A 14,059-nucleotide genomic window follows, 5' to 3' on the forward strand; every position below is an offset into this window, starting at 1 on the left:
CTCACACTTTTTATCTTTTTTAACGACGTACTTCTTTAATACGAGCTGCTTTACCATGTAATGCACGCAAGTAGTATAATTTAGCACGACGAACTTTACCAAAGCGGATAACTTCGATTATTGCAACACGTGGAGTATGCAATGGGAATGTACGTTCCACACCAACACCATTAGAAATTTTACGAACAGTATATGTTTCGCTAACTCCAGCTCCACGACGTTTTATTACTACGCCTTCAAACAATTGGATACGTTCTCTAGTACCCTCAACAATTTTAGCGTGAACACGGACGGTATCTCCTGGACGGAAAGCCGGAATATCTTCGCGTAATTGTTCGTTTGTGATTGATTCAATTAAGTTCATGTTTTTTTCTCCTTCCAACAAACATTCATACATCACCATTTGGACACAGCGGAATATCGTTATTTCAGCAGGTTTTACCCACTCACCAAGATAGTCTACCATATTCTAAAAAGAGTGTAAAGTAAATTTCCTTATTGTTCTATAGATTATTTTTCATTTATTATTTCATCTAACCATTTTTTTTGGTCTTTTGTAAATACTGTTTCTGTCAACATATCTGGTCTTCTCAAATATGTTCGGCGCAAAGATTCTTTTTCTTGCCATTCTGCAATTTTTTTATGGTTTCCACTAATTAAAACATCAGGTACTTTCATTCCTCGAAAGTCTGCAGGTCTTGTGTATTGAGGATGTTCCAAAAGGCCTGTTGAATGTGAATCTGCTTTAGCAGATTCTTCATTGCCTAAAACTTCCGGCAATAAACGAACAGCAGCATCAATAATAACCATCGCTCCCAATTCTCCACCAGTTAAAATGAAATCTCCAAGAGAAATTTCATCCGTCACTAGTGTCCGTATCCTTTCATCATAGCCTTCATAATGACCACAGATGAAAACTAAATGACTTTCTTCAGTTAATTCTTCAGCAAGACTTTGTGTGAATGGAACCCCTGCTGGATCTAATAAAATAACCCTTTTCTTTGTCTCAGGATTTTCAGACTTAATAGCATCTAAAGCACTAAATATAGGTTGAGCGGTCAACAACATACCTGCTCCTCCACCATAGGGATAATCGTCCACATTACGGTGTTTATTTTCGGAATAATCACGAAAATTTCTTACTGAGATGTCTACTAATTTTTTATCAACTGCTTTTCCAATAATTGATTCTGTTAACGGACCTTCAAACATTCTGGGAAATAAAGTTAAAATATCAATTTTCATTAATCTAATAACCCTTCCATCACATGAATGGTAACGTGTTTATTTTCTAAGTCAACATTTAATACGATATCTTCAATATAAGGAATCAATAGATCTTTGCCCTTAGGACGTTTTATTACCCAAACATCGTTTGCTCCAGGAGATAATACTTCTGTAACTTCCCCAAGTTCCTGCCCTTCTTCATCTTGAACAGATAATCCAATAATTTGATGCAAGTAATATTCATTTTCTGGTAAGTCTCCCAATTGATCAGAGGTTACTTTTAAAATTCCATCACGGTATTTTTCAACATCGTTGATATTAGAGTGATCTTGAAAAGAAAGTATATCAAACATTTTGTGTTTCCGATGACTTGCGACTATCAATTCAATCATTTTATTACCAGGTTGATCAAGCAATAATTTCGAGCCCTTCTTGTAACGCTTTTCTGGAAAATCTGTTCTCGAAATAACACGGACTTCTCCTTTAATTCCTTGAGTATTCACAATTTTACCTACATTATATAATTCAGTCATAGTATCCCTCGTTTTTTTATTATGTCTATTTTTTATTGTACCATATGTTTCGGTCACACTTATTAATAAGAGTGACTAAAAAAGAAAAAAACCATTCCTTAGAAATGGTTTTTTACTTCAAGAATTCTGGCTATTTTGAATAATTAGTCTTGTGCGTTTTGGCCCTTCGACTTTAACACTGTAGATAATTGCTCGAATAGCTTTTGCTACGCGACCTTTTTTCCCTATTAGTCGTCCGATATCATCAGGATGGACGGATAATTGATATTCTGAAAATTCATCTTTTTCAACAATATCAATTATTAATCTTTCCGGATAATTAACAAGTGGACGAACAATGGTAAGAATTAAATCATTCATGTCAGCCATCGTTCTCATCCTTTTTATTTGCTATTTTTTGAATCATGGAATTTTTTCATAACGCCTTCTTTTGAAAGGATATTACGAACTGTATCAGATGGTTGCGCACCTTCAGCTAACCATTTCAATACTAATTCTTCATTCAATTTCACTTCAGCTGGGCTAACAACTGGGTTGTATGTGCCTACTGGTTCGATAAAACGTCCATCACGTGGAGCGCGAGAATCTGCAACTACTATACGATAAAACGGATTTCTTTTAGAACCCATGCGTTTCAAGCGGATTTTTACTGCCATATTTATTACACCTCCATTAACTCTCTCTCAATAAGTATATTAACAGGAAATTTCATCCTTGTAAAGTGTTTTTTCTTTACAGTCTTTTTTTATTTTTTTTCAACCTTTAACGCTTCTTTTTATTTTTCTTTTTGACCTTCTTTTTATTTTTACGAGTCATAGATTTCATCGCCATCTTACCCATTTTTCCTTTAACACCTTGACCAAACATACCATCCATTCCATCAAAGTTTCCTTTAGTCATTTTGCTCATCATTTTTTTCGATTCATTAAATTGTTTAATCATGCGGTTAACTTCTGCAATTGGTCGTGCTGAGCCTCTCGCAATTCTCCGTCTTCTGCTTTGAGATAACAGATCAGGATTCTTACGCTCTTTAGGTGTCATAGATAAAACGATAGCTTTCATACGCGCTGTATCTTTTGGATCTATTTGAAGGTTCTCAAGTCCCGGCGCATTGCTCATGCCTGGAATCATTTTAATGATATCTTCTATTGGCCCCATATTACTAACTTGGTCCATTTGATCAATGAAGTCATTAAAATCAAAACTATTATCTTTTAATTTTTTTGTCATTTCTTCATTTTTCTTCTCATCAAAATCCTGTTGAGCTTTCTCGATTAGAGTAAGCATATCGCCCATACCTAGAATTCTATTTGCCATCCTGTCTGGATAAAACGGTTCTAATGCTTCTAATTTCTCACCTTGGCCAACAAATTTAATTGGTTTCCCGGTTACTGAGCGAATAGAAAGAGCTGCCCCGCCACGAGTATCGCCATCTAATTTCGTCAAGATTACACCCGTAATATTTAGCTGTTCATTAAATGAAGCTGCAACGTTCGCCGCTTCTTGGCCTGTCATTGCGTCTACTACTAAGAAAATTTCTGTAGGATTGACAGCAGCTTTTATATCAGAGAGCTCTGTCATAAGCTTTTCATCTATTTGCAAGCGTCCAGCCGTATCAATAATAACAAAATCTCGATGGTCATCTTTCGCTTTTTGAATCCCTTGTTTAGCAATTTCTACAGGACTGACTTGATCTCCCATCGAGAATACTGGAATATCCAATTGTTCTCCCAATGTTTCTAATTGTTGAATAGCAGCAGGACGATAAATATCGGCTGCTATCATCATTGGACGTTTATTTTGTGTTTTTCTTAAATGATTTACTAATTTACCCGCAGTTGTCGTTTTACCTGCTCCTTGTAGCCCAACCATCATAACTACAGTTGGAGCTTTTGCTGCCATTTGAATTGTGCTTTGCTCGCCACCCATTAAGGTTGTCAACTCTTCACTAACAATTTTTAAAATTTGTTGACTTGGTGAAAGACTTTCTAATACTTCTGATCCAACAGCACGTTCACTAACAATTTTCACAAAATCCTTTACTACTTTGAAGTTAACATCTGCTTCTAGCAAAGCTAGTCTTACTTCGCGCATCATTTCTTTTACATCTGCTTCTGATACCTTACCTTTGCGACGCATTTTTGCCATCGCATTTTGCAATCTTTCTGATAATCCTTCAAATGCCATTTAATTCACCATTCCTTTATTCTGCTGATTCTTTTTTCAACTTTTGAATATAACTTTGTAATCTACTATCATTTGGGTAATGAGTGGTTATATAGCTTGAAAACTCATCAAGCGTTTTTTCTGTCTGATTAAAGTTTTCTACCAAATGAAGTTTTTTTTCATAATCTGTTAAAATTTGTTCTGTTCTCCTAATGTTATCATATATAGCTTGTCGGCTCACATCAAAATCTTCTGCAATTTCACCCAAAGAATAATCATCTGCAAAATAAAGCAACATATATTTTTGTTGCTTTTCAGTGAGTAAAGATCCATAAAAATCGAAAAACGCATTCATGCGGTTCGTTCGTTCTATTTCCATTTTAACTCTTCCTTCTTTATCCGACCTGTTTTTACAGTGAGTCTCATTTTAGCACCTCTTAAGCGTACTCATTATCCGTTAAATAGTCAATAGTTTTAAGATGTTTCCTTCCTATTTCTACCAAGAATGAACGATATGTTAAACAAGTGAATTTTATAGTTTTAATTAAAGAAAAAAAGAACCTTTAAGGCTCTTTTTTCATTAGTTTTAATACAAAAAATTAAGGTTACATCGAATCCTTAATCAATGCACTGAATAATCCGTAGATATACTCGCCTGGATCAAACTCTTGTAAGTCATCTACTGCTTCACCTAAACCAACTAACTTAACCGGAATATCCAATTCTTTACGGATAGCTAAGACAATTCCACCTTTAGCCGTTCCATCTAATTTTGTTAAGACAATTCCAGTCACGTTCGTTGTTTGCTTAAATTGTTTAGCTTGCACCATAGCATTTTGACCAGTAGTTGCATCTAAAACTAGTAAAACTTCATGTGGTCCGTTACTAACTTCTTTTTCGATGACACGTTTCATTTTTTCTAATTCATTCATTAGATTAACTTTATTTTGCAAACGTCCAGCTGTATCAACAATCAAAATATCTGCTTCTTGTTGCTTAGCTTGACGTACAGCATCAAACACAACTGCCGCCGGATCACTACCGGCTTTTCCTGTTACGACTTGAGCTCCAACTCGCTCTCCCCATACAACTAGTTGCTCTATCGCTCCTGCTCTAAAAGTATCTCCTGCAGCCAGAACAACTTTTTTACCTTCTGATTGATAACGTTTTGCCATCTTTCCAATAGTGGTCGTTTTACCTACACCATTTACTCCTACTACCAAGATAACAGATAAACCGTTTTTGTTAAAATTAATTTCTGGTTTTTCAGTATTATCTTTTTCATAAATTTCGACCATTTTTTCAATAATAACTTGTTGTACTTCACCTTCACTCTTAGCATTTTTCAACTTAACTTCTTGTCGTAAAGCATCACTAATTTCCATCGATGCTTCATAACCGACATCTGCTCCGATAAGAATTTCTTCTAATTCTTCAAAGAAATCTTCATCGACTGTTCTGAAGTTTGCAAAAAGTTCATTCATCCGACTTGAAAAAGATTTGCGTGTTTTTTCTAATCCTTTTTCATATTTTTCTGACACTTCGGTTGTTTCAATTTTTTCTTCTCCTGTAAATGCTCGTTTTATCTTATCAAAAAACCCCATTGTCTTACCTCTTTTCTTTTTTTATTCATATTGAACTTTTTTTAGTCATTTTAGTTTATTGGAGAGCAAATTTTTTAATAGCATGGGCCACACCATGATCATTATTATTTTTAGTTATAAACTGAGCTATTCCTTTTATTTCAGAAGTGGCATTTTCCATAGCTACTCCCATTCCAGCAAATTCAATCATTGCAAAATCATTGGCCTCATCACCTATAGCCATTACTTCATGAGTCTCTATTCCTAACCGCTCACAAAGAATAGCGATTCCTTTACCCTTATCTACTTCTTTATTCAACAATTCCAGTAAAACGGGTCTAGACTTCATTATATTAAATCTTTCAAAAAATTCTGAGGGTATTTTAGTAATGGCCTCATCTAAAGATTCTTCTTCATAACAAAAAACTATTTTATTCACAGCTAAATCTTCAGAAAGGTCCTCAAGAAAAACCGGTACAAATGGTAAAGCATTCATCACGGTTGGATACAAAGAATCTCGTCCCACAGGATAAGGAGGTTCGTATACTTTTTCTAAATCAATGAAATTACAAGGAATATTGATATCTTGACTCAAGTTATACAATTCTTGTGTATCTTCTCTTGACAATGTCTTTTGCGATAAAATTTCACCAGTATCCGTTTTTTGAACTAATCCACCATTATAAGTAATTCCATAGTCTCCTGATTCTCTCAAGCCTAACTCTTCTAAGTAATGAATCATTCCTAAAAGTGGTCTACCTGTGCACAAAACAACTTTTATTCCTTGTTCTTTTGCTTTTTTAATAGCCTGTTTATTTTCATCGGAAATTATTCGATCTTTCGTTAACAAGGTACCATCTAGGTCAATCGCAATTAATTTAATCATTTAGTCGACTCCTTTAAATTTAATCTATCGTATTTACACTATCTCGTTCAGCTTCTTCTAGTCGAACAGAAACAATCTTAGATACGCCTGATTCTTGCATCGTAACGCCATACAAAACATCCGCTTCTTCCATTGTACCTTTACGATGAGTAATTACAATGAATTGTGTATCTCCATCAAATTTCTTTAAGTAGCGACCAAAACGCACTACATTAGCTTCATCTAATGCAGCTTCAACTTCATCCAAAATACAAAAAGGGACTGGTCTAACTTGAATGATAGCAAATAACAACGCAATAGCAGTAAAAGCTCGTTCTCCACCAGACAATAAACTTAACTGTTGTAATTTTTTACCTGGTGGCTGTGCAATAATTTCAATTCCAGTTGTTAGTATATTATCTGGATCAGTCAAACGTAATTCAGCCATCCCACCACCAAACATTTGAGGGAATACTGTACTGAAATGAACACGAATCGCGTTAAACGTCTCTGTAAATCGAAGAATAACTTCTTCATCCATTTCATTCATTGTTTCGTATAAACTTTCTTTTGCTTCTAACAAATCATTGCGTTGTTCTACTAAAAATGTATACCGCTTATGAATGCGATCAAATTCTTCAATTGCACCTAAATTAACATGACCTAGCTCTTGAATACTTCTCTTAAGCAATTTTACTTTTTGTGTCGCTTCTTCAACGGTAACTTTTAAAGTATGTTGTTGTTTGGCAACTTCAAAATTTAAGTTGTATTCTTCATTCAAGTAACTTAATCGAGTATCCATTGCAACATCATTTCTGTTTAACGAAACCTCTACTTTTGTTTTTTGTTCCATTACATAACGTTGTTGATTATTTTTTAAGGTTAGGTCTTGTTCTACTTGGTCTAATCGTTCCTGAAGCAGCAAGGAATTTTTTTTATGTAGAATCAAAGATTGCTCTAATTGCTCTTTCTCTCCTTTTAATTTAATAGATTTGACTATTAAATCATTTTGAGAGAGCTTTTGATCTCCATTTGATTGAGAAATTTGATGGATAAATGTTTTGAGTTCATCTAACTCTTGTTGCTCAGTTTCTAATTGATTTTCAATCCTATTCTGTTCATTTTTTAATCCTGTCATCTGTTCTTTAACTGTTGCCGATAAAGTCATTAATTCTTGCACGGTTTGAAGAATTGTTGCTTGCAATTTTTCTCTTTCTTCGTTTTGAGAAGAAACCAGTTCAAGTTGGTGTTTGATTTGATCCATTTTTTCTTGAAGCGTAGCCCATTCTTCTTTTATAGAATTAAGTCGTTGTTCATAACTAGCTTCTTCTTTTTTGTCTTCTTGTTCTTCAAATTTGGTGCCTTTCAATTCTCTTCCTAAGCGGTTGAACTTTTCATCAGTAATTTCGCACCTATTTTTTAATTCTTGTTCTTTTAGTCGTTGTTGCTCACCTAATTCTCTAACTTGTTCTAACGTTTCTTCTTCTTTTGTTAATGCCTGTTTTAAATTTTGAACCTCTACTTCTTTAGATAACAACATTTTTTCCATTTGATTAATTTGTTTGCTTAGCGCTGTTAATTCATTCTTACGCGAGAACAAACTGCTTTGGGTGCCTTTTTTACTTGCTCCGCCAGTCATAGAGCCACCAGCATTCATAACATCTCCTTCAAGCGTCACAACACGATAGCCAAATTGAAGCATTTTTGCAATTTTATTAGCGGACTCTAAATCTCGAGCTACAATCGTAGTACCTAATAAGTTTTGGATAATTGAAGCAATTTCTTCAGGGTAATCAATGATTTCATATGCTATTCCAATAAAACCTATACTTTTTTTCACTTTAGTTTCAATTGTAAGTGGTAAACGACGAGCTTTAATGGTTGTTAAAGGTAAAAAAGTCGCACGTCCAGAACGTTTTTGTTTTAAAAAATGAATGGAATTACGTGCGCTTGTCTCATCCTGTACAATAATATTTTGCGAAGCAGCCCCTAAGGCTATATCAATGGCTATTTCACTTTCTTTAGGAACAACTATTAACTCAGCAACAGCCCCTATTACTCCACCAATTTGATTTTTGTGCTTTAGTATTTCTTTTACCCCTTGATAAAAACCAGTATAATCATCTTTTAATTCTTGTAAACTTTCTTTTTTAGCTTTAGCTTGTTGAACAACTCGTAATGCATCATATAATTTTTTGTTTTCATTTTCTAAAGAGACACGTCTATTTTGAATCGTCGTTTGTTGTTCTTGATAATATAAAAGTTTTTCTGCAATTTCTTGTTGAGTCAGTTTCATCTCAGAAGTTGTTTTCTTTAATTCTATTTCTGCTTGTTCTTTTTCTAATTCCAAGGCAGATATCCTAGCGTTGGATTTTAATTTTTTTTGATGAAGTTGGTTGAGACTTTTGTTCGAATAGTTTTGTTCATTTCTTAGGCTTGTTTGTTCTTGCATTAAATCAACGTATTTGTTACGCAGTTGCTCAATGGTTTCTTTACTATCAGAAGATAATATTTGTTGTTCTTTTTTAGCTTTCTTTAATTGATCTTTAACTGATTTTTGCTGTTCATTTTTCTGAGCAATTTTTTTAGTTAATTGTTGCAATTTTTCAGTTGATTGAATCATTTTTTGCTCAGCTTGCTGATGGTGCTGTTCATATTGTTGACGACTTTGTTTTGTATGTTTGGATTTTTCATTCAATACTTGCTTTTTTCCTTCTAGCTGTTCATAGTTTTGCACAATTACCATTAAGGAATGCTGTTCATTGTCAATCGCTTCCGTTTGCTCTTTTTTTTCAGTTTTTAAAGTCAACAGTTTTTTCTCTAGTCCAACACTTGACTTTTGCATTTGGTCTAATCGTGTGTTGAAAGAAGTAAGTTCTTGATTTTGGATATCCGTTTGATTTTTTAATTGTTCTATTTCAACAACCGTTAAAGCTATTTCTACATCGCTTAATTGTTGTTTTTGCATCAAATAATCTTTTGCCATGCTACTTTGTATTTTAAGAGGTTCAATTTGGGTGTCTAACTCATACACAATATCTTGAACGCGACTCAAATTATCTTCTGTCTCAACTAATTTTTGTTCAGCTTTTTTTTTGCGTGTTTTATATTTGAAGACCCCTGCAGCTTCTTCAAAGATAGATCGACGATCCTCTGGTTTACTATTAAAAATAGTTTCTACTTTCCCTTGCGAAATAATTGAAAAAGATTCTTTCCCTAATCCAGAGTCCATAAATAACTCCACAATATCTTTGAGTCTGCAAACTTGTTTGTTTAGATAAAATTCACTATCTCCATTTCGATGCAGTCGTCTTGTAATATTTATTTCAGCAAAGTCTAAGGGTAGAAAATGATCTTCATTTTCTAAAACTAAAGTCACTTCTGCAAAATTTAATTGTTTTCTTGAATCAGTTCCGGCAAAAATAATATCATTCATCTTGCCTCCACGTAAACTTTTCGCAGACTGCTCCCCTAAAACCCAGCGGATGGCTTCAGTAATATTACTTTTCCCGCTGCCATTCGGTCCAACAACTGCTGTAACTCCTTCGTGGAATTCAATCGTTGTTTTCTCCGCGAATGATTTAAAACCAGCGATTTCAATTCTTTTTAGCTGCACAACTAAATGGCCCCTTTCTTAAACAATAACATTAATTAAGGATAAGCTACACATTCTAGCTTATCCTTAATTAATGTTATTTGCCTTGTAAATTCAACAAAGCATTTTCTGCAGCAACTTGCTCAGCTGCTTTTTTTGTTCTTCCTTGTCCTTGCCCTAGCATCTGTCCTTCTGCACTAACTTCAACTACAAAAGCTTTTTGATGTGCCGGACCAATTTCTTCAACTAACTGATAATCAATCGTTATTTCACCTTTTTTTTGTAAATATTCTTGTAAGTTTGTTTTGTGATCCATCACATGTGAGAAAGCACCGGATTGAATCTTAGGGAAAATGGTCTGATTTAAAAACTCCAGTACTTTAGTAATCCCTTGATCCAAATATAAAGCACCAATAAAAGATTCAAACAAATCACAAAGAAGAGCTGGTCTTTTCCTACCATCCATTCGCTCTTCGCCTTTGCCCAAACGGATATAACGATCGAAGCCACAATCTTTAGCAAATAAGCCTAAGCTTGCCTCACAGACAATTCTTGCTCTTAACTTTGTTAAATGCCCTTCCGGAAGCGTTGGGTAATGCTCGAACAGGTATCTGGAAATAATCAATTCCAATACAGCATCCCCTAAAAATTCGATTCGCTCATTATCTTTTAATTTAAGGTTCCTGTGCTCATTCACATATGATGAATGCGTGAACGCTTCTTCTAGATAAGCGGTATTATTAAATGTGATATTAAACTTATCTTTTAGTTCTTTTAAAAATGACTCATTCATATTTTTTCTCCTCTCAATCAGATTTGTTCAACTATTACTAGTATACTGTGTTTTCTTAAAAAAATAAATAGTTTCATTTTTTACTTGTTAAAGCGAAACCTAATAATTTTTTTTCTAGTAAAAAAAAAAATCCCAGCAAAATGTACCGACCCCTAGAAGTTAGACCTAAAAAATCTAACTTTTGGGGGTTTTTCATATGGCAAAATATACATTTGAACTTAAACTAGAAATCATTCAAGCCTATTTACGTGGTGAAGGGGGATATGGAACACTAGCGACTAGGTTTGGGGTTTTACACGCATACCAGGTTCGTATGTGGGTTAATAGTTATAAACAGTTTGGCGAAGAAGGACTTATGAGAAAAAGGAAAAATAATTCTTATTCTATTCAATTCAAAACAAATGCGGTAGAATTATATTTAACTACAGAGATGTCCTACTTTGAATTAGCGAATTTCCTTGAAATCACTAATCCTTCTATTCTTACACGTTGGGTAAAGGAATATCGTCATTATGGTATTCAAAGGCTCTCTAAACAACAAGGGAGGCCACCGAAGGTGTCTGATAAAAAAGATAAAGTCATTATCTCTGAAAAGCTGCCTAATAAAGTAGAAACAACCCGAATCCAAGAACTTGAAAGACAAAACCGCGCTTTACAAATTGAGATTGCTTGTTTAAAAGAATTGAGGAGGTTGCGTCGCGAGGAAACTCGACTAGAAATGAAGTTATCTCAAGAATCATCCACAACCTCCGAAGAGACTTCCAATTAAAAGAAATTCTTGAGGTTCTTAAATTTCCAAAATCAACTTACATGTATTGGCAAAAGAGATTCAATCGGCCTAATAAGGATGAAGAAGATGAAAAATTATTACTTCAAATTCGTAAAGATCATAAGGATTATGGGTATCGTCGTGCACAAAAAGAGATGGAAAAGCGAGGACGCAAAGTAAATAAAAAGAAAGTTCAACGATTAATTAAAAAGCTAAAAATCCAAGTACACTCTTATACTCGTAAATCACGTAAGTATAGTTCGTATAAGGGGACTGTTGGTCGCATAGCGAAAAATAATATCCACCGCCGGTTCTATACTAATGTAGTTCATCAAAAAATCACAACGGATACGACTGAATTCAAATACTTTGAGACGGATAAAAACGGTGTTATCCGTCAGGGAAAGCTCTATTTAGACCCTTTCTTAGATATGTATAATAGTGAGATCATCTCTTATCGTATTTCAAAAAGACCTACTGCATTAGCAATAATGGGGGCTCTTGAAGAGGCTATCGAAGCTACAAGTAACTGCCATTATAGACGTACCTTTCATTCTGATCAAGGTTGGGCCTATCAAATGAAAAGCTACTCCTATAAATTAAAAGAACACAAAATTTTTCAAAGTATGTCCCGTAAGGGAAACTGTCTAGATAATTCACCAATCGAGAATTTTTTTGGAATACTCAAACAAGAAATTTATTATGGCGAAGTTTACCGCAGCTTTAATGAATTAAAACAAGCAATAGAAAGTTATATCGAGTATTACAATAACGAACGGATGAAGAGTAAATTAAACTGGATGAGCCCTATTCAATTTAGAGAACAACAAACTGTACTCCTTAATGATTACTCTGCTTGAGTGTCTCTAAGGTCACAGCTAATCTCTAAACAATAAAAAAGCAGTCTTTGTTTAAACCATTTTTAGAAATAATTATAGTGTAAAGGTAAAAGAGCACAAAAAAAGGAGTAGAATTAACTACTCCGTTAAAAGTCTAACTATTTGGGGTCACTACAAAATCAGTAAAAAAGACCTTTGATAAAAGAAAGAATTCTTTACCAAAGATCTTTTAGAATACTTATTAAATTAGACTTCCATTGATGTAACTTACTGCATCTCCAACAGAAGAGATGTTTTCTGCATCATCATCAGAGATTTCTGTGCCAAAAACATCTTCTAATTCCATCACTAACTCAACAATATCAAGTGAATCTGCTCCTAAATCATCTTTAAATGTCATTTCTTCAGTAACTTTTTCTTCATCGATTCCAAATCTTTCAACGATTATTTTTTTTATTTTTTCAAACGTTTCATTTTTTGACAATCCTTACACCCCCGTTTGGCATTTCTATTATATTATTTTCCGTATCAGACATATTTATTTTACAGATAGTTAAAGATAATGTCTAGCTTTTTTATATTTTGATTTTTTTAATCCATTTTATATTTTGATCTTTTCAATCCATTTATTCTTGTTTAGCTTCGAATTGAGAAACAAGATCATCAATAACTTTTGAAGCTAACATCTCATGTATTTGCTTAATGGTAAAATAAACTGCTTCTTTTTCAGTAGAGCCATGAGTCTTAACAACAGGTGCTTTAATTCCAAATAAGACGGAACCACCGTGTTTTGAATAATCTAATACATCTTTCATTTCAGATAGGCTATCTTTCAATAAAAGACCACCTAGTTTAGCTTTAGCGCCATTATCGTATACAGCTGATTTTAATAGCTGCATCATTGACATCGCGGTCCCTTCAATCGTTTTTAAAACTGCATTTCCTGTAAAACCATCTGTGACAACAACATCAGCTACGCCATTTAAAATATCTCGGGCTTCTACATTTCCAATAAAATGAATCGTTGGTTCATCTTTTAGAAGCTTGAATGCACGTTTAGTAAGATCGTTACCTTTATTTTCTTCTGTTCCATTATTTAATAAACCGACCGTTGGTTTTTCAATCCCTTGCACAAATTTAGCATATTCACTTCCTAAAATAGCATATTGGTGAATATTTTCAGGTTTAGAATCTGCATTAGCACCAACATCCATCAGATTGAATCCTTTGCCAGATTTTGTTATAACCGGTAAAGTTACTAATAAACCTGGACGATCAATCCCTTTAATACGTCCAATGATTAACAATCCAGCCGTTAACAATGCACCGGTGTTTCCAGCTGAAAAGAGAGCATCTGCTTCTTTGTTTTTAACAGCTTGTGCCGCTAAAACCATTGAGGCATTTTTTTTACGACGGATTGATCGAATGGGATCATCCTCACTCTCTATTTTTTCATCCGTGTGAACGATTTTAATATTTGTCTCATTTGATAAGTAAGGTTTAATCGCTTCTTCATTTCCGTATAAAATAAATTCCATATCTTTAAATTCATTAGCTGCGAGTACAACACCTTCGACTATTGCTCTAGGTGCGTTATCTCCACCCATTGCATCTACTGCAATTTTCACACTTTATTCCTCCTTCTTTTCACATTAAATCATTGTCTTTATAACCATTTTAGATTTTGTC

At 34.0% G+C, this 14,059-nt stretch carries 14 protein-coding genes; 1 reads left to right on the plus strand and 13 read right to left on the minus strand.

Annotation, left to right across the window (positions count from 1 at the left end; all coding sequences use genetic code 11):
* Window positions 1-19: 19 nt before the first annotated feature.
* The 11 genes from rplS to rnc form a co-directional block, all read right to left on the minus strand.
* A complete protein-coding gene (rplS, locus tag BR44_RS02800) occupies window positions 20-364 on the minus strand; it encodes a 50S ribosomal protein L19 (protein WP_034550443.1) in 345 nt (114 codons plus the stop codon).
* A gap of 146 nt (window positions 365-510) precedes the next feature.
* Complete coding sequence (gene trmD / locus BR44_RS02805; protein ID WP_034550444.1) at window positions 511-1,245, minus strand: tRNA (guanosine(37)-N1)-methyltransferase TrmD; 735 nt, start codon at window positions 1,243-1,245, stop codon at window positions 511-513.
* On the minus strand, window positions 1,245-1,760 hold the full coding sequence (rimM, locus tag BR44_RS02810; protein WP_034550445.1) for a ribosome maturation factor RimM: 516 nt from the start codon (window positions 1,758-1,760) through the stop codon (window positions 1,245-1,247). Before rimM ends, trmD begins: the two co-directional genes overlap by 1 nt.
* Before the next feature lie 117 nt (window positions 1,761-1,877).
* Complete coding sequence (locus BR44_RS02815; RefSeq protein WP_034550446.1) at window positions 1,878-2,129, minus strand: KH domain-containing protein; 252 nt, start codon at window positions 2,127-2,129, stop codon at window positions 1,878-1,880.
* Between the two features lie 14 nt (window positions 2,130-2,143).
* Window positions 2,144-2,416, minus strand: a complete 273-nt coding sequence (gene rpsP, locus BR44_RS02820; protein WP_034550449.1) for a 30S ribosomal protein S16 — start codon at window positions 2,414-2,416, stop codon at window positions 2,144-2,146.
* Window positions 2,417-2,522: 106 nt separating this feature from the next.
* Complete coding sequence (gene ffh / locus BR44_RS02825) at window positions 2,523-3,947, minus strand: signal recognition particle protein (protein WP_034550451.1); 1,425 nt, start codon at window positions 3,945-3,947, stop codon at window positions 2,523-2,525.
* Between the two features lie 16 nt (window positions 3,948-3,963).
* Window positions 3,964-4,305 (minus strand): putative DNA-binding protein, encoded by a 342-nt coding sequence (locus BR44_RS02830; RefSeq protein ID WP_034550453.1) that lies wholly within the window; start codon window positions 4,303-4,305, stop codon window positions 3,964-3,966.
* A gap of 226 nt (window positions 4,306-4,531) precedes the next feature.
* On the minus strand, window positions 4,532-5,530 hold the full coding sequence (ftsY, locus tag BR44_RS02835; protein WP_034550456.1) for a signal recognition particle-docking protein FtsY: 999 nt from the start codon (window positions 5,528-5,530) through the stop codon (window positions 4,532-4,534).
* 55 nt (window positions 5,531-5,585) lie between these two features.
* Window positions 5,586-6,395, minus strand: a complete 810-nt coding sequence (yidA, locus tag BR44_RS02840) for a sugar-phosphatase (protein ID WP_034550458.1) — start codon at window positions 6,393-6,395, stop codon at window positions 5,586-5,588.
* A gap of 19 nt (window positions 6,396-6,414) precedes the next feature.
* Window positions 6,415-9,990: a chromosome segregation protein SMC gene (smc, locus tag BR44_RS02845; protein WP_034550461.1), complete on the minus strand. Its 3,576-nt coding sequence runs from the start codon at window positions 9,988-9,990 to the stop codon at window positions 6,415-6,417.
* A 76-nt stretch (window positions 9,991-10,066) separates the two neighbouring features.
* Window positions 10,067-10,762: a ribonuclease III gene (rnc, locus tag BR44_RS02850; protein WP_034550463.1), complete on the minus strand. Its 696-nt coding sequence runs from the start codon at window positions 10,760-10,762 to the stop codon at window positions 10,067-10,069.
* 196 nt (window positions 10,763-10,958) lie between these two features.
* Between rnc and BR44_RS11220 the strand changes: the two genes are divergently transcribed.
* Window positions 10,959-12,391, plus strand: a protein-coding gene (locus BR44_RS11220) for an IS3 family transposase (protein ID WP_425393555.1) whose coding sequence is annotated in 2 segments (ribosomal slippage) — window positions 10,959-11,433 and window positions 11,433-12,391 — 1,434 coding nt in all. Because the reading frame shifts where the segments join, the coding sequence is not laid out codon by codon here.
* A 220-nt stretch (window positions 12,392-12,611) separates the two neighbouring features.
* On the opposite strand, the gene BR44_RS02865 is transcribed toward BR44_RS11220, so the two are convergent.
* Together BR44_RS02865 and plsX are read right to left on the minus strand one after the other, a co-directional pair.
* Entirely contained in the window at window positions 12,612-12,854 is a 243-nt protein-coding gene (locus BR44_RS02865) for an acyl carrier protein (protein ID WP_034550465.1), read from the minus strand.
* Window positions 12,855-12,996: 142 nt separating this feature from the next.
* Entirely contained in the window at window positions 12,997-13,998 is a 1,002-nt protein-coding gene (plsX, locus tag BR44_RS02870) for a phosphate acyltransferase PlsX (RefSeq protein ID WP_034550466.1), read from the minus strand.
* Window positions 13,999-14,059: the final 61 nt, after the last annotated feature.

This window comes from Carnobacterium funditum DSM 5970 (assembly GCF_000744185.1).
GTDB lineage: Bacteria > Bacillota > Bacilli > Lactobacillales > Carnobacteriaceae > Carnobacterium_A > Carnobacterium_A funditum.